The 14,992-nt window shown below is 54.4% G+C and carries 19 protein-coding genes; 18 read left to right on the top strand and 1 reads right to left on the bottom strand.

All coding sequences use genetic code 11. The features are described from left to right. Positions 1 to 117: 117 nt before the first annotated feature. The 10 genes from C162_RS22775 to C162_RS22730 all read left to right on the top strand — a co-directional run bounded on the left by C162_RS22775 (position 118) and on the right by C162_RS22730 (position 7,217). Positions 118 to 705: a histidine phosphatase family protein gene (locus tag C162_RS22775; RefSeq protein WP_036698099.1), complete on the top strand. Its 588-nt coding sequence runs from the start codon at positions 118 to 120 to the stop codon at positions 703 to 705. Positions 706 to 794: 89 nt separating this feature from the next. Then, complete coding sequence (locus C162_RS22770) at positions 795 to 1,883, top strand: hypothetical protein (protein ID WP_036698096.1); 1,089 nt, start codon at positions 795 to 797, stop codon at positions 1,881 to 1,883. A gap of 11 nt (positions 1,884 to 1,894) precedes the next feature. Next, positions 1,895 to 2,401 (top strand): gamma carbonic anhydrase family protein, encoded by a 507-nt coding sequence (locus C162_RS22765; protein WP_036698093.1) that lies wholly within the window; start codon positions 1,895 to 1,897, stop codon positions 2,399 to 2,401. 18 nt (positions 2,402 to 2,419) lie between these two features. Then, complete coding sequence (locus C162_RS22760) at positions 2,420 to 2,599, top strand: IDEAL domain-containing protein (RefSeq protein WP_036698090.1); 180 nt, start codon at positions 2,420 to 2,422, stop codon at positions 2,597 to 2,599. Positions 2,600 to 2,720: 121 nt separating this feature from the next. Next, positions 2,721 to 3,146, top strand: coding sequence for a DUF2487 family protein (locus C162_RS22755; RefSeq protein ID WP_036698088.1), 426 nt, complete (start codon positions 2,721 to 2,723; stop codon positions 3,144 to 3,146). A 219-nt stretch (positions 3,147 to 3,365) separates the two neighbouring features. Further along, the gene (locus C162_RS22750) at positions 3,366 to 3,920 is read left to right on the top strand and encodes a ubiquinol-cytochrome c reductase iron-sulfur subunit (protein ID WP_036698085.1); all 555 of its coding nucleotides are present in this window, start codon (positions 3,366 to 3,368) and stop codon (positions 3,918 to 3,920) included. A 5-nt stretch (positions 3,921 to 3,925) separates the two neighbouring features. Then, on the top strand, positions 3,926 to 4,597 hold the full coding sequence (gene qcrB, locus C162_RS22745; RefSeq protein ID WP_036698729.1) for a menaquinol-cytochrome c reductase cytochrome b subunit: 672 nt from the start codon (positions 3,926 to 3,928) through the stop codon (positions 4,595 to 4,597). A gap of 23 nt (positions 4,598 to 4,620) precedes the next feature. After that, entirely contained in the window at positions 4,621 to 5,493 is an 873-nt protein-coding gene (locus C162_RS22740) for a menaquinol-cytochrome c reductase cytochrome b/c subunit (RefSeq protein WP_036698083.1), read from the top strand. Between the two features lie 121 nt (positions 5,494 to 5,614). Further along, positions 5,615 to 6,262 (top strand): DUF1405 domain-containing protein, encoded by a 648-nt coding sequence (locus C162_RS22735; protein ID WP_051493855.1) that lies wholly within the window; start codon positions 5,615 to 5,617, stop codon positions 6,260 to 6,262. A 55-nt stretch (positions 6,263 to 6,317) separates the two neighbouring features. Next, positions 6,318 to 7,217: a sporulation protein YpjB gene (locus C162_RS22730; protein ID WP_051493854.1), complete on the top strand. Its 900-nt coding sequence runs from the start codon at positions 6,318 to 6,320 to the stop codon at positions 7,215 to 7,217. 93 nt (positions 7,218 to 7,310) lie between these two features. Here the strand turns inward: C162_RS22730 and C162_RS22725 are convergent, their stop codons facing one another. Next, positions 7,311 to 8,183: a YitT family protein gene (locus C162_RS22725; RefSeq protein WP_036698082.1), complete on the bottom strand. Its 873-nt coding sequence runs from the start codon at positions 8,181 to 8,183 to the stop codon at positions 7,311 to 7,313. A 167-nt stretch (positions 8,184 to 8,350) separates the two neighbouring features. On the opposite strand from C162_RS22725, the gene C162_RS22720 reads away from it, so the two are divergent. From C162_RS22720 to C162_RS22685, 8 genes are all read left to right on the top strand, one after another. Continuing rightward, entirely contained in the window at positions 8,351 to 8,680 is a 330-nt protein-coding gene (locus tag C162_RS22720; protein ID WP_036698080.1) for a nucleotide pyrophosphohydrolase, read from the top strand. A 59-nt stretch (positions 8,681 to 8,739) separates the two neighbouring features. Continuing rightward, on the top strand, positions 8,740 to 9,261 hold the full coding sequence (locus C162_RS22715) for a tetratricopeptide repeat protein (protein ID WP_036698078.1): 522 nt from the start codon (positions 8,740 to 8,742) through the stop codon (positions 9,259 to 9,261). Positions 9,262 to 9,293: 32 nt separating this feature from the next. Then, a complete protein-coding gene (dapB, locus tag C162_RS22710) occupies positions 9,294 to 10,097 on the top strand; it encodes a 4-hydroxy-tetrahydrodipicolinate reductase (RefSeq protein WP_036698076.1) in 804 nt (267 codons plus the stop codon). A gap of 17 nt (positions 10,098 to 10,114) precedes the next feature. Further along, on the top strand, positions 10,115 to 10,540 hold the full coding sequence (gene mgsA / locus C162_RS22705) for a methylglyoxal synthase (RefSeq protein ID WP_036698074.1): 426 nt from the start codon (positions 10,115 to 10,117) through the stop codon (positions 10,538 to 10,540). Continuing rightward, on the top strand, positions 10,537 to 11,241 hold the full coding sequence (bshB1, locus tag C162_RS22700) for a bacillithiol biosynthesis deacetylase BshB1 (protein WP_036698072.1): 705 nt from the start codon (positions 10,537 to 10,539) through the stop codon (positions 11,239 to 11,241). The genes mgsA and bshB1 overlap by 4 nt, the downstream gene beginning before the upstream one ends. A 91-nt stretch (positions 11,242 to 11,332) precedes the next feature. Then, the gene (gene bshA / locus C162_RS22695) at positions 11,333 to 12,490 is read left to right on the top strand and encodes an N-acetyl-alpha-D-glucosaminyl L-malate synthase BshA (protein ID WP_036698071.1); all 1,158 of its coding nucleotides are present in this window, start codon (positions 11,333 to 11,335) and stop codon (positions 12,488 to 12,490) included. Between the two features lie 10 nt (positions 12,491 to 12,500). Further along, on the top strand, positions 12,501 to 14,003 hold the full coding sequence (locus tag C162_RS22690) for a CCA tRNA nucleotidyltransferase (RefSeq protein ID WP_036698069.1): 1,503 nt from the start codon (positions 12,501 to 12,503) through the stop codon (positions 14,001 to 14,003). Then, positions 13,996 to 14,796, top strand: a complete 801-nt coding sequence (locus C162_RS22685) for a biotin--[acetyl-CoA-carboxylase] ligase (RefSeq protein ID WP_051493853.1) — start codon at positions 13,996 to 13,998, stop codon at positions 14,794 to 14,796. Before C162_RS22690 ends, C162_RS22685 begins: the two co-directional genes overlap by 8 nt. The last annotated feature ends 196 nt before the right edge of the window (positions 14,797 to 14,992 follow it).

Here is a 14,992-nt window from a genome sequence, read left to right as displayed (position 1 = left end):
ACCATCCTTTAAAAGGACGGCAATGCCGTTTCCACTTGTGTTAAAAAAGAAGACATTTGTTTTCATTCGTGTTACATTATTAAGCAAACATCAAAGGGAAGGGAACGGTGATAGGCGATGCTGATCGGCTTAATACGCCATGGGCTGACGGATTGGAATGCGGTAGGTAAAATTCAGGGACAAAGTGATATTCCGCTGAATGATGAAGGCAGGCTGCAGGCTGAGATGCTGGGTGACCGGCTGCTGCGTGAGCCTTACCACTGGGACTATTGTATTACCAGCAGCTTGTCGCGTGCAGCAGAGACCGGCAAGATCGTAGCGGCCAAGCTGGGTATTCCTCTGCTTGAGCCGGATGATCGTATCCGTGAGCGTGCCTACGGCCAGGTAGAGGGCATGACAGCTGAAGCCCGTGAAGCCAAATGGGGCAAGGATTGGAAGATGCTGTCTTTGGGGCAGGAGAGCGATGAGGCGCTTCAGGTCCGGGGTCTTGCATTCCTGGAGGATATTACGGCCCGCTTCCCGGGTAAGAATGTTCTGGTCATCTCCCATGGAGGATTCCTTGCGCAGCTCTACACCGCGCTTTACAAAGACAAATATTCGGAACGGCTCGGCAATCTCTCACTCACGATTCTGGAGAAGAACGAGCAGGAATGGAATCCTTTAGTGTACAACTGTACCCGTCATATATTACAAAAACAGCATTAACCCGACCCTTCGGGTTATTTTTTTTGCGCAAAAGGAATAAAAAGGGCTGTATTTCCCATAATGGTAGTAAAACAGTGAGGCGATGAGAGATGAATCTGGCGGATATGCTCACTTATGCAGACATTGGTCAGCTGACCGCCATTGCGGGACGCTATCAGTGTGAGTGCAAACGGAATTCCAAACATGATTTGATTCAGAGTATATTGATCACCTTGGGCAGCCGGGAGTTCATGGAGTCTCATATTAAGGGGAGTTCTCCGGGAGAGCTGCGTTTGCTGAACAGCCTGCTCTTCGATGAACGCAGTCACTTCAGCCTGGAGGATCTGCTGGCTGCCGCCAGGCAGGCTTCCTTCGATGTCCCGCCCGGCAAAAGCGGTGACTACCGCGAGCTGGTCAGCCGACTTAAGAACAGCGGCTGGCTATTCAGCGGAGCCTCCCAGCAGAGCCGGTATCTGTTCCAGGTCCCGCTGGATCTGAAGAAGCGCTTCCGTGTGCAGATGGGCCAGTATTTGCAGCAGCGAATTGTTCCTGTCCCGGAGCCGGCGGTGTATAGGGGGGAGGGGGATTTGCTGGCCGGAGATCTGCTGCTGTTCCTGCGGTATGTGAAGGAGAATGAGCCTGAGCTGAACCAGGAAGGCGCGCTCTATAAGCGCAATCAGCAGGGAGTGATGAACGCGCTGCAGATTGCGGAGCCCTTGCTCGGCAAGGGTGGCTGGAGGTTCGGCTACGGCAGGGCTTGTGAGCATTATCCGCCCAGATTTGCCCTGCTGTATGATTATGCCCGCCACCGCCGCTTTATCTCTGAGGAAGGCTACAGGCTTCAGCTTACAGCCGCAGGCGAGTACTTTCTGGCGGAGGGAAAATCCGAGAAGCTGATGCAGTTATTCTCCTTTTGGTTAAGACTGTATAAAGGGGCTATTCCCAATTTGCCTTCGCTGGTCTACTGGATCAGTCTAAGTGCCGGCAGATGGGTGACCACAGCCTCGCTGTCAGAAGGGATCGGCTGGCTGATCAAGCCCTTTTATTACGATGACGCCGCTTCCATTCTCGAACAGCGCATCTTGCGGATGATGCTGCATCTGGGCATGCTTAAGCTTGGTGAGGAACCCGCAGGAACAGTGGTCGTGATGACACCGTGGGGATGTGAGGCGGCAGTGCCGAAGCATCTGCTCAGGTAAGGGGGAGAGAGATGCGGATTGCCTATGGGAGTTACATACCGCAGCTTGACGAATCAGTATATGTGGCGGAAGGCGCAAAGCTCGTTGGCGATGTAAGAATAAGCAAACAATCCAGTGTCTGGTTCAACGCCGTACTTCGCGGTGACCTGGCACCGGTGATTATCGGGAAGCGCTGCAATATCCAGGACGGTGTGGTCGGCCATGTGGCGGAAGGATTGCCGCTGGTGCTGGAGGATGACATCTCGGTCGGGCACTCAGCAATCATCCACGGCTGCCGGATAGGCAAGGGCACATTAATCGGAATGGGTGCAATTGTACTGAACGGAGCAGAGATTGGTGAATATGCTTTAGTAGGAGCCGGCTCCATTGTAACCGAGAACAAAATCATTCCTCCGTACACGCTCTCCTTGGGCACACCGGCCAAAGTGGTCCGTGAATTGACTGAGCAGGATCTGCTGAGGATGGCACGCACAAGTGAAAGCTATGTAAAAAAAGCATTAGAATACGGAATTTCTTAAACAGCGGAGGTGTATCGAATGGACAAAATGAAGGCTACTTATGAAGTGATGCTGGGGCTGGCTGCGGAAATGGTGTGGGATGAAGCGTTAAGAAAGCGTCGTACCGACATGTTGTACCGGAAGATCGACACGGCGCTGGCTGCTGGTGATGAGGCGGCTTTCCGGAATCTGACTGAAGAACTGAAAAGTTTGGCATAGGAAATGCGCCTGGCGCATTTCTTTTTTTCTGTAATAGGGATTGCCAAGCCGTATACACTTGTTTATGATGCTTTTAAAGTAACAATGCATGCTGCGGGATGCGGCTAGAGGGGGCGAATCTATGAAATTCAGTGATTTTGACAGAAGAGCCTGGGAGATTGACGGTCAATATTATGATACCTGCATCATTCCGTATAGCGGACTTCAGGGTACGGAGAATCCGCCTGAGACCGCCACGTTACTTGAACGGCAGCGTGATTTCCTGGAATTGGCCGAACAACCGTACAAGGGGCGGGTCGTGACTTATCCGGCGGTACAGTATGCAGGGACCGGAATGACAGCTATTGTGAATGAACTTTGCCGAAAAGTCAAATCCAGCGGCTTCCAGTACGTAATCGTGATGTCTGCTAATGCAGGGCTGCGTAAGGAGGATGTTTTTGAAAGCGATTTACTCCTTTGCCTGCCTGAGATAATGTCTGATTCCAGAGCCTCGGTAAGCGCTTATGTACGTAGTGAAATCCAGGCCTTATGGCAGAATGGGAAATGAGTTAAATGTGACGGAAAATCAACAATTTACTAAAAAAGCACCGGAAACGCCTGTCACAATTTAGACAATATTCTTGACGGGTTTTGGACCCTAAGCTATGATTAGGATGAACTTATATGAACTGTGATATTTTTCATTGAAAACGGATTTTTCCTAAAATACCTATGCAACAACTCTGCAGGTGCCTTCTCACATTTTGAAAAGGGGGTTACATACAGTATGAGCAGCCTTAATGAAGAAGAAGAGTCACTTCCGCAAGAACCGCCCAGCCGAAACGAGATGTCACGCAGACAGTTTTTGACCTATACGCTAGGAGGGGCTACCGCCTTTATGGGTGCCGGAGTTCTTTTGCCGATGGTCCGGTTTGCTGTAGATCCGATTCTGCAGAAAAAAGGCGAGGGAGAATTCATCAAGGTAGCGGAAGCGTCCAAAATTACAGAGGAGCCCCAGGAGTTCACTTTCGAGCTTCCGCAGCAGGACGGATGGTATGCCAGTACAGCGATGCTTACGGCGTGGATTCGTAAAGACGCGAACGGAGATATTTATGCGCTTTCACCCATCTGCAAGCATCTGGGCTGCACGGTAGGCTGGAATAATGACAAGGCGTTTCCAGATGAATATCATTGCCCTTGCCATGGCGCCCGCTATACGAAGCAGGGCCGGCAACTGGCGGTGGCTGCCAAGCCGCTGGACCAATACACCACCAAGATTGACGGAGGCTGGGTATATCTCGGTGAAATCGTCCCTAATACTGTTTCGGCGAAGGAGGCGTGAACGGCGTGTTCAAAAACGTATATAACTGGATTGACGAACGTCTGGATATTACACCGATCTGGAGAGATGTTGCCGACCACGAGGTCCCCGAGCATGTCAATCCCGCACACCACTTTTCAGCCTTTGTATACTGCTTCGGCGGACTAACGTTCTTCATCACTGTAATACAGATACTCTCTGGAATGTTTCTGACCATGTATTATGTCCCGGATATCATTAATGCCTACGCCAGTGTGGAATATCTGCAGACCAAGGTCGCCTTCGGTAAAATCGTCCGCGGCATGCACCACTGGGGCGCGAGCCTCGTCATTGTCATGATGTTCCTTCATACGATGCGTGTGTTCTTCACCGGTTCGTATAAGGCTCCGCGCGAGATGAACTGGGTAGTGGGGATGCTGATTTTCTTCGTCATGCTGGGACTGGGACTGACCGGTTACCTGCTTCCGTGGGACAATAAGGCGTACTTCGCCACCAAGGTTACGCTGGAGATCGCCAATTCGGTTCCGTTCATGGGGCCGGTGCTCAAGGAGCTGATGCAGGGCGGCAATATTGCCGGCGCCGAGACGCTGACCCGGTTCTTCGCCTTACATGTATTCTTCCTCCCGGCGGTTCTGCTTATACTGCTTGTCGGGCACTTCATTATGATCCGCAGACAAGGCATATCCGGTCCGCTATAAAATAACGTATAGGAGGCACGGTCATGGCACACGGAGACGACTCCAAAGAGAAGGTGGTATTCGTCGGGGATTCCCGGGTCCGCAGAGGAAACGGATTCATTACCCCGCCGGATTATACGGCGTATCCGGGCAAATCGGAAGCCTTTATCCCTAACTTTCTGCTCAAGGAATGGATGGTTGGCGTAGTGGTGCTAGTGGGAATTCTGGTTCTGACCATCTCGGAGCCGGCTCCGCTCGGGTTCCCTGCCAATCCGGCAGCATCGGTTATTCCGATTCCCGACTGGTATTTCCTGTTCCTCTATCAGTATTTGAAGCTTCCTTATGCTTCAGGTGATTATATCGTGCTCGGAACGCTGGGCGTGACAGGCGTGGCCTTCGGGGCCCTGCTATTGGCTCCTTTCCTGGATACCGGCCCGGAGCGGCGGTTCTACCGCAGACCGATTGCATCCTCGCTGATGTTCCTGTCCCTCGCTGCAATCGTCTATTTAACCAACACAGCCTGGACAGAATACAAGCATGAGATGGCTGAAACCGGTCAGATTCCAGAGGATGTTCAGCGCGAAGAGAAGGCCGCCGAGAACAAGGCCGCGGGCTTGCCAACCACAAGTGCCGTCAAACCGAAAGCTATTGCCATTGTGGACAAGGATGATCCGGCCATGGAGCTCTATAAGAAGGCTACCTGCATCTCCTGTCATGCGGCAGAGCTAAAGGGAGCGAATGGTCCCTCACTTCGCGGTGTAGGCGATAAGCATGATCAGGCGGCGATCCTTGCTATTATAAAAGAAGGTAAGGGCCAGATGCCGCCAATGGTTGAGACAGCTATGGGGGCAGGACTGACCGAGCAGGATATCGATGAGCTGGCCGGCTGGCTTGCCAAACAAAAAAGCGGACAGTAAAATAACAGTAACGCAGGACCTGATCGTATATGCGCTCAGGTTTTTGTTATGTCATGAGTGTTGTAATGAAATCAGTCTTGTAATGAAATGAAGCTGCTACAGTCGGGGGGAAGTTGTTCGTATGCCGGGTCATTGGTTTGAGAAGTTATTTAGGGACCGAAGAATAATATGGCTGCTGTTTATCGTGAATCTGCTGGGGACGGTCTACGGATATATGTGGTATGGCAATCAGCTCACGTTCACAGCGCAGACTGAACCGCTCTGGCTGCTGCCGTTCGTTCCCGACAGCCCTACGGCTAGTCTGTTCTTCACAGCTGCACTGCTGCTGTTGCTCTATCCGCCAAGAGGGCTTACAGGAACGCTGGTGCGTGAGCTGATTGAAGCGTTGGCTGTGTTAACATCGGTGAAGTACGGGATATGGGCGGTCAGTATCATTGTGGCCGGTGGTTATCAGGGGGATTCCATCACCTGGAAGGACTGGATGCTGATGATCTCCCATACCGGAATGGCTGTGGAAGCCCTGATCTATGCCCGGTTCTTCACCTTCCGGAGGATGCTGCCAGTGGCGCTTGCGTGGACGTTCGCTAATGATATAGTGGATTATTCACAAGGCGTGTATCCATGGCTGCCCTCAGTGCTTGATGATGATCTTATCGTTGTTCAGTACTCCACCATGGGGCTTACGCTGTTCAGTACGGCCGCTGCCTGGCTGTTCTGCGGCCGGACAAGGCGTCCGGCACTTCCGCACAGAACTGCCGTGAAGCGCTGAGCCTCCGTTCTAACTCTTGTCCTTCCGCCATACATTAAGGTGGGAGGGATGTCTTATGCCGCGCAGAAAAGTATTCATAATGTCAGGAATCCTGCTGTGCTGGCTGCTCGCCGGTATTAGCGGAGGCCGCGTTCAGGCTGAAGCAGGGGATGCCGCTGCAGACCAGGGAAGTACAGCTTACATAGAAGCAGCCGCAAGTGTACCCAGTGATCCCGCTGCGCTTACGGCCAGAAGCGCAGCGCAGCGGCTGGAGCAGTCGGCGGAAGCTCTGTACGGCTATGTGCTTGAAGGCGATGTGCTGAAGGCCCGCCAGGAAGCAGAGGAGATTTCACAGATCTTCATCTCTTCATCCTTTGAAGGGATGACCTCAGTAGAGGGGGGCAATGCTCTATCATCTGTGATCCTGGATATGAAGTCGGCACTGGCTGCGGCCCAGCCGTCCCCGGAGAGATGGGAAGCGGCTGCGGCGAAGCTGCGGCTTGCCGCTAACAGCCTGAATCATCCCCGCCAGCCCATGTGGCTGCAGTATTATAAGCTGGTCCGTGAGGATCTGAACGATATGGAGCAAAGCGCCGCCGCGAATGACATGAAGCGCTGGACAGCGGCGCTGGCAAGACTTCAGAGCCGGTATGCGAATATCCGGCCTGCGGTCATCATCTCCCGGCCTGCTGAAGCGGTGAACGCCTTTGATTCCTGGCTGTCTTACGCAGGAGGGGTGGCAGGTTCGGAGCAGCCAGTGGAACGGGCCCGCCTGCTCGAGATTGTATCCTATGGGCAGGATGCAGCAAGAGTAATGTTCGGCAAGGAGCGGAACGAGCCGGTTCTGTCGCTGCCGCTGGCTCCGCAGCAATACGGGGGCTGGGCTCTGCTGGCAGGCGCGTTCATCTTTACGGTGCTGGTGTATACGGCTTATCGTAAGTACCGCGGCCAAAAGCGGGATTTGAAGACCGTGTAGCGTTAAGCTGAGGTAACAGAGGATACAAAAGAGGGCGGACTCCACTAGCAGCTATTGCCTGCTTGCGGGGGGCCGCCCTTATGTGTGTGTAGATCAGGTCTCCCGGAAGCCTTCGCCATGAACATCATGAACGTCACTGATTATTACGAAGGCTTTAGGGTCCACCGACTTCACCAGCAGGCTGAGCCGGCGGATCTCCTGTCTGGAGACCACACAGTAGACCATGTGCTTGGCCTGCTTAGAATAGGCGCCGATTGCCGGGATCAGCGTCACGCCGCGTTCCAGCTCTGCGGTGATCAGCTCGGCAATCTGCGGAGCCTCGTCGCTGATAATGGTGAAGGCTTTGGCGGCGTAGGCCCCCTCCTGAATGAAATCAATTACGCGTGAGGCGATGAAGACTGCCACGAGAGTGTATAGTATTTTTTCGCGGGGAATGTAGAGCAGGGAAGCCCCGATAATGATGATATCTACGGCCAGAATAATCTGACCCATACTCCAGCCGAACTTGCGTCCGAGTATCCGTGCAACAATATCTACACCCCCGGTGGTGCCCCCGAAGCGGAAGACAATCCCCAGACCCAGACCCAGGGTAACCCCTGCATATAATGAAGCAAGAATAAAATCATGCTCGGTACTGAACGTCACAATCCACCCTGCCTTGATCATCCGCTCAAATAACCAGAGGAAAAAAGACAGGGCGCCGATGCCTAGTCCCGTATAGACGATCTGATTCGCCCCGAGCACCCTCCAGCCGAGCAGAAAGAGCGGGAGGTTCAGCAGCAGTGTGGTTAAGAAGATCGGGATGTTAAAGGCGTAATTGAGCAGGATGGTAATCCCGGTAACTCCGCCCTCCATCAGCTGGTTGGGAATAATGAAATACAGTAGTCCGAATGCGTAGATGGCCGTGCCCAGCATGATGGGGGCCACTGTTTTGCTGACTGTGCTGATTTTAACGGTTGAACTCATAACATCCCTCGCCTACGCCTCTAAATGGGCAATTTATATGTAATGATCCCCCCGGAGAGCACGTAAGCTCCAGGCGTCATTGCAAAAAAGATTTGTCTTCAAAACGTCTTTACGATAACATAGGGGCAAACAGAAGGCAAGAATACACGGGGGTGAAAGGGAAATTTATGGATAAAAGTCTTGGTGACATTCAGCGTGAGGTGGATGCCTATATCTCACAGTTTAAAGAAGGCTACTTCAGTCCGCTGTCGATGCTGGCCCGGATGTCCGAGGAAGTCGGAGAGCTGGCGCGCGAAGTGAACCATCAATTCGGCGAGAAGCCGAAAAAAGCGGATGAAGCTGATAATTCGATTGAGCTGGAGCTGGGCGACATTCTCTTCATTACCGTTTGCTTCGCCAATTCACTCGGTATAGATTTAACTGAGGCACATAATAAGGTTATGCATAAATTCAATACGCGTGATGCCGGGCGCTGGACACCCAAAAACACCGATTAGGCCTATGCTACATATGCTGTACCAAACGAACGGGATTTAGCCGTAAGGATGGTGAGGATATGGATCATAATGATTATGTAAAAGCGGCCTACCGCTCGATACTGCGCAGTGACTTTGCTGAGGCCATCATCTTGTTCGAGGCGGCCATTGCTGCTAGTCCTGATGATGCAGAAGTCAGATACCGCTGCTCTATTACCTATGCCCGCAGTGGCATGCTGGATAAAGCACTTGAACATGCTATAGCCGCACGCAGGCTGGATGGGACCAAACCGGACTATCAGCTGCATCTTCAGCATCTGCAGGCCCTTAAGCTTGTACAGGAAGCGAAGCGGCTGCTGGAGGATGAAGCAGCGGACAGTGTGAATCCGTACCATCCGATTACACTGCTGAAGGAAGCTGTATCGCTTGACCCTCTCTACGGGGATGCTTATGTATGGCTGGCGATTGCGCACAGCCGGATGAATGAACATCTGCAGGCGATTGCAGTATTGAAAGAAGTCATGTCGCTGCACCCGGATGACAGCGGACTGCGTCTGCTGATGAAGGATCTGCAGAAATCGCTGCAACACTATATACAATAATAACAGAGCCAGGGAAAGCGGGGAGAATTCATTTGAGTGACAAGATCAGGATTGTTGTTTCCGGAGCCGGAGGCAGAATGGGCAAAGAGGTTGTGAAGCTGGTATTGCAGGATGATGAACTCGAGCTGGCAGCAGCGGTTGACCGCTCTGCACATGGCAGAGATGCGGGACGGCTGGTTGGCCTTGAGGATTGCGGTGTACTTGTGACTTCGGATCTGGAGACTGCGCTTGCAGATACAGAGGCTGATGTGATGGTAGATTTTACCATTCCACAGTCGGCATATAGCAATACTGCACTGGCGGTCAAGTACGGCGTCCGTCCGGTTATCGGTACCACCGGCTTCACGCCGGAGCAGATCGCCGGGCTGGACAAGCAATGCCAGGAGCAGGGAATCGGCGGATTAATTGCGCCTAACTTCTCCATCGGTGCGATCCTGCTGATGAAATTCGCTGCCCAGGCCGCCAAGTATTTCCCTCATCTCGAAATTATCGAATATCACGGAGACCAGAAGCTGGATGCTCCTTCAGGAACAGCGATTAAGACGGCAGAGATGATCTCTGAGGCGCGGCAGGAGCTCCGCCAGGGACATCCGGAGGAAGAAGAGATTATTGAAGGCTCGCGCGGCGGGTATTATAACGGCTTCCGTATTCACAGTGTGCGTCTTCCGGGTGTTTTTGCCCAGGAGGAGGTTGTGTTTGGCGGGTTCGGACAGTCGCTGAAGATCCGTCATGACTCTTATGAGCGTGCGGGTTATATGCCTGGAGTCAAGCTCGGGATTCAAAAGGTGATGGGCTATACCGGCATGATTTATGGTTTTGAGCATTTTATAGAATAGACGGGGAGAGAAACAGAATGTTGAAAATTGCTTTTATCGCACATGACCGCAAAAAAGATGAAATAGTTAATTTCGTAACCGCTTATGAGCATGTCTTCGAAGGGCATAAATTATTCTCCACCGGAACTACGGGCCAGCGCATCATGGAAGTGACCAAGCTCTCCATTCACCGGTACATGTCCGGGCCGCTTGGCGGCGACCAGCAGATCGGCTCGATGGTCGCTACGGATGAGCTGGATTTGATTATTTTCCTGCGGGATCCGCTGATGGCCCAGCCGCATGAACCGGATATTACGGCGCTGCTCCGGCTGTGTGATGTGTACGGGATTCCAGTTGCCACGAATATTGCTACAGCAGAAATCCTGGTGAAGGCTATTGACCGGGGAGATTTCGGCTGGCGTGAGCTGGTACATAAATATAAGCCGGGTGTGGACGAGTCATGAAGCTTGACATCCTGGTATTCGGTGCGCATGCGGATGATGCCGAGATCGGCATGGCAGGTACGATTGCCAAGCATACTGCCTCCGGCTTCAAGGTGGGAATGTGCGATCTGACCCGGGCAGAGATGTCTTCGAACGGAACGGTGGAGCTTCGGGAACAGGAGGCACAGCAGGCTGCCGTAGTGCTGGGCGCGGCGGTGCGAACGAATCTGGGGCTGCCTGACCGTGGCCTGTATATGACAGAGGGCCATTTGGCGGCTGTAACAGCGGAAATCCGCCGTTATGCTCCGTCCATCGTATTTGCTCCTTACTGGGAAGACCGCCATCCCGATCATATTGCCTGCAGTAAGCTGGTGGAGGAAGCGGTATTTAATGCCAAGCTGCGCAGATATATGCCGGACAAGCCTGCGATTGCGGAGCCACAATTATATTTCTACTTCATTAATGATCTCGGGCGGACGGATCTGATTGTCGATGTGACTGCGCAGTATCCGCTGAAGGAGCAGGCATTGTCCTGCTACCGTTCCCAGTTCGGACTCGCTCCGGGTGAAGATGCCGTTGCAACGCCATTGACGGAAGGGTATATCGAGCGCGTCCGTTCAAGAGATATGCTGCTCGGCCAGCGCAGGCTCATTCCTTATGCCGAAGGGTTCGCTGGTAAGGTTCCGTATACTGTAGATCTGTTCAGCGCTGCACGCGGATAAGGCGCAACTCGACAAAGCCCGGAAAATAACTATAATTAATTCATATCGTTACTTGAAGTAATAGAGCTAAGTTAAATGAAGGGGCGGAGCTATGGAGCGGCTAAAGATAGGCATCACTTGTTATCCTTCTCTTGGCGGCTCGGGTGTGGTGGCAACTGAACTGGGCAAGCTATTGGCTGAAAAAGGCCATGAGGTTCACTTTATTACCCACAGCATCCCGTTTCGGCTGGGAACATTTCAGAAAAACATCTTTTACCATGAGGTAGAGGTTAACGATTATTATGTTTTCCGCTATCCGCCATACGATCTGGCGCTGGCAACCAAGATGGCGCAGGTAGCCAAAATGCAGAATCTGGATCTGTTTCATGTCCATTATGCGGTCCCGCATGCGGTATGTGCTTATCTGGCCAAGCAGATCCTTGGCAATGATATCAAAGTGGTTACCACGCTGCACGGCACGGATATTACAGTGCTGGGCCAGGATGAATCCCTGAAGGATCTGATCCGGCTGGGCATTAACGAGAGTGATGCGGTAACCGCAGTCTCCCGTGATCTGATCAAGGAGACCCGCAAGGCGCTTGATATCACGCGTGAAATTGATCTGACTTATAATTTCGTGGATAAGCGTGTCTATTATCCCCGGGATGTAACGGATCTGCGCGGCGACTTCGCAGCCCCGGATGAGAAGATTCTTATGCATATCAGCAATTTCCGCCCGGTCAAGCGGGTAAGTGATGTGGTGGATGTGTTCGCCAAGGTGAACCGGCAGGTGCCTTCCAAGCTGCTGCTGGTTGGCGAAGGCCCTGACCTGCCTAAGATTCAAGCCAAGATCAGCGAGATGGGTCTCGACGATCATGTCCGCTTCCTGGGTAAGCAGGATGAGATTGCCCAGGTGATCTCCCTGGCGGACCTGCTTCTGCTGCCTTCTGAGAAGGAGAGCTTCGGGCTGGTCGCTCTGGAAGCGATGGCTTGCGGCGTTCCGACCATTGGCTCGCAGGCCGGGGGAATTCCGGAGCTGATTCAGCATGGCAAGACCGGATTCCTTGCACCGGTCGGCGATACGGAATCGATGGCAGAATATGCCGTCCGGCTTCTCTCGGATGAGGCGATGGCTGAGAGCTTCCGGCGTGCCTGCCTGGAGCGGTCCTGCAATGATTTCAGCAGAGATATGATCACCAATCAATATGAAGATATTTATTACCGTGTGCTCGGGCGCAAGGTATCCGGATTAGACCCGATCCTGGGGTAAGGAGTACGATATGGAATGGAGAATGGCACCACCCGGCATGGCTGAAGCCGCCGGGACTGTTGTTGCAGGCCTAGCGGCAGGCGGCCATGAAGCTTATTTCGTCGGCGGCTGCCTGCGCGATGAGCTGCTGGGGCGTCCGGTGCATGATATAGACATCACTACCTCCGCACTGCCGGAGGAGGTGATGGCCCTGTTTCCGCGCTGTGTTCCTACCGGACTGGCGCATGGCACGATCACTGTGCTGCAGGAGGGTTACAGCTTAGAGGTTACGACCTACCGGACGGAGAGCGGCTATGCCGATCACCGCCGTCCGGAGCATGTTGTATTCGTCAGGGATGTGCGGGAAGATCTCCGCCGCCGTGACTTCACGATCAACGCTATCTGCTGCGGTCTCGACGGCAGGCAGATTGACCCTTTCGGGGGGGAGCGTGATCTCAAGCTCCGCGTGATCCGTTGTGTAGGCGAAGCGGAGGAACGCTTCGAGGAGGATGCGCTGCGGATGCTGCGCTGCGTACGTTTTGCTTCTGTGCTGGATTTCGCGATCGCGAAGAATACCTGGCGCGGTCTGCTGCGCCAGCGTGACAAGCTGGCGCATATTGCTGTGGAGCGGGTGCGCGCCGAGGTGGAGCGCATCTTGGAAGGCCCGCACCCGCAGCGCGGGCTGGGGCTCCTGCTGCGCAGCGGCCTGCTGCCGCGCGGCAAAGCGCCGTTCCCTTGGACCGGCCGTGACCTGGCGGCTGCCGCCGCCTGCCTTGCCGGTCTCGGGAACCTGGAGAGCGCCCGCCTGCGCTGGGCGCTCCTGCTGCATGCCCTGGGATCATCGGCGGCTTCCGCCGATGAGCTCCTGCGGGCATGGACGTTCCCGGGGGCGACGCGCACTGGCGTCGTCGCCGTGCTCCGCGTCCGCGAAGCTTGGGACGCGGCGTTGTCCTCGGCGCGTCCGGAGGCTTCCGGCGCCGGGGAGTTGCTGCGGCGGCGGTGGATCGCCGCCGTGCTGGGCCATGGCCAGTCAGCCGCCGAAGGGTGGCTGACGCTGCTTGAGGCGGCGGGGGCTGACGCCGCGCCCGCTGTTGGCGCAGGGGCGCGCAGCCCGGCCACAGCCGCAATTGCGCGAGGCACGTCGGCAGATGTCCATGACTTTCTCGCTGACGCACCCGCCACGTCGGATGACGTCCCTGCCACAGTCGAACCCTCCACAGCGGAGGATGTGCCTGTTGCATACGCTGCCGCACCTGCCACATCGGCAGCCGTCCCTGAAGCGCCTACAATGGCAAGCTCCATCCCCCCTGTCACCACCAGCCTCCTGCGGTCCTGGACCGCAGAGATAAAGGTCCGCACGCTCGCTGAGCTGGCGGTGAGCGGCCATGAGGTGACAGCGGCGCTGGAGAAGCGTCCCGGCCCTTGGCTGGGCGTATTGCTGCACCAGCTTCTTCTGGCTGTCGCGGCAGGCGACCTTGCTAATGACACCCAATTACTGCTGCAAGCAGCGCAAAGGATGGATAGCGATGAATAGCGGTCATGCGCAGCGTTCCGGCGTGTTGAAGCGGGAGGCGTTCGTTCCCGGCTGGTCCAAGGGAATTCAGCGGCTGGATACAGTCGGTTCGACACAGGAGGAAGCCAAAAAACTTGCCGAGGGCGGCGCCCCGGAAGGAACAACAGTCATGGCCGAAGCGCAGACCGGCGGGCGCGGGCGGATGGGCCGCAAATGGCATTCCCCTCACGGCAAAGGAATCTGGATGAGCCTGGTGCTGCGTCCGGATCTGCCGCTGGCCGTGACTCCGCAGCTGACGCTGCTGGCCGGAGTGGCTGTCTGCACAGCGATCCGTGAGGTTACCGGGGTGCCTGCCGGCATCAAGTGGCCGAATGACCTGCTGGCCGGCGGCCGCAAAATCTGCGGAATTCTGCTGGAATCCTCACTTCGGGAAGGCGGGCTGCATTACTGTATCGCAGGTATCGGCATCGCTGCCAATCTGACCGGAGAAGATTACCCGGAGGAGCTGCGCGGGATTGGTACATCGCTGCTGATCGAAGGCGGCGGCATTCCTGTAGACCGCACGAGGCTTGCGGAAGCTGTGCTTGCGGAACTCGAATATTTATATCATGTCTATCTGGAGCAAGGCTTCCAGCCCGTGAAGGAGCTGTGGGAGTCGATGTCGGTAACACTGGGCCGTCAGGTAAGCTTGAACACTCCCCAGGGCCGCACCGAGGCCACTGCTGTCGGACTGAACGACAACGGCGGGCTGCTGCTGCGTAACGAATCCGGTGAGGTAGTGAGCGTACTGTCCGGCGAAATTGAAATGATTTAGAAGAGCATCAGATTTAACTAGTACCTCATCAGATTTAAATTAGTGGAGCAGAAACAGTTCTCCTTCAATTCACATCACATCTTTTCCAAGCGGGGGTTGTTCTTTAGGGCGTTTGGCTTAGCATAACGGACTGAGGTGCTCTTATGCATAAAGAAAGTAGTCACTTGGGCGGTTAACGGACCGCAAGGACCTTATC

Origin of the sequence: Paenibacillus sp. FSL R7-269, assembly GCF_000517865.1 — a bacterium.
GTDB lineage: Bacteria > Bacillota > Bacilli > Paenibacillales > Paenibacillaceae > Paenibacillus_AQ.
This window is presented reverse-complemented; position numbering and strand designations above follow the sequence as displayed.

Excerpts from the sequence above, each read along its gene's own strand:
- C162_RS22775 (WP_036698099.1), top strand. The coding sequence starts at position 118 with ATGCTGATCGGCTTAATACGCCATGGGCTGACGGATTGGAATGCGGTA.
- C162_RS22770 (WP_036698096.1), top strand. The coding sequence starts at position 795 with ATGAATCTGGCGGATATGCTCACTTATGCAGACATTGGTCAGCTGACC.
- C162_RS22765 (WP_036698093.1), top strand. The coding sequence starts at position 1,895 with ATGCGGATTGCCTATGGGAGTTACATACCGCAGCTTGACGAATCAGTA.
- C162_RS22760 (WP_036698090.1), top strand. The coding sequence starts at position 2,420 with ATGGACAAAATGAAGGCTACTTATGAAGTGATGCTGGGGCTGGCTGCG.
- C162_RS22755 (WP_036698088.1), top strand. The coding sequence starts at position 2,721 with ATGAAATTCAGTGATTTTGACAGAAGAGCCTGGGAGATTGACGGTCAA.
- C162_RS22750 (WP_036698085.1), top strand. The coding sequence starts at position 3,366 with ATGAGCAGCCTTAATGAAGAAGAAGAGTCACTTCCGCAAGAACCGCCC.
- C162_RS22740 (WP_036698083.1), top strand. The coding sequence starts at position 4,621 with ATGGCACACGGAGACGACTCCAAAGAGAAGGTGGTATTCGTCGGGGAT.
- C162_RS22735 (WP_051493855.1), top strand. The coding sequence starts at position 5,615 with ATGCCGGGTCATTGGTTTGAGAAGTTATTTAGGGACCGAAGAATAATA.
- C162_RS22730 (WP_051493854.1), top strand. The coding sequence starts at position 6,318 with ATGCCGCGCAGAAAAGTATTCATAATGTCAGGAATCCTGCTGTGCTGG.
- C162_RS22725 (WP_036698082.1), bottom strand. The coding sequence starts at position 8,183 with ATGAGTTCAACCGTTAAAATCAGCACAGTCAGCAAAACAGTGGCCCCC.
- C162_RS22720 (WP_036698080.1), top strand. The coding sequence starts at position 8,351 with ATGGATAAAAGTCTTGGTGACATTCAGCGTGAGGTGGATGCCTATATC.
- C162_RS22715 (WP_036698078.1), top strand. The coding sequence starts at position 8,740 with ATGGATCATAATGATTATGTAAAAGCGGCCTACCGCTCGATACTGCGC.
- mgsA (WP_036698074.1), top strand. The coding sequence starts at position 10,115 with ATGTTGAAAATTGCTTTTATCGCACATGACCGCAAAAAAGATGAAATA.
- bshB1 (WP_036698072.1), top strand. The coding sequence starts at position 10,537 with ATGAAGCTTGACATCCTGGTATTCGGTGCGCATGCGGATGATGCCGAG.
- bshA (WP_036698071.1), top strand. The coding sequence starts at position 11,333 with ATGGAGCGGCTAAAGATAGGCATCACTTGTTATCCTTCTCTTGGCGGC.
- C162_RS22690 (WP_036698069.1), top strand. The coding sequence starts at position 12,501 with ATGGAATGGAGAATGGCACCACCCGGCATGGCTGAAGCCGCCGGGACT.
- C162_RS22685 (WP_051493853.1), top strand. The coding sequence starts at position 13,996 with ATGAATAGCGGTCATGCGCAGCGTTCCGGCGTGTTGAAGCGGGAGGCG.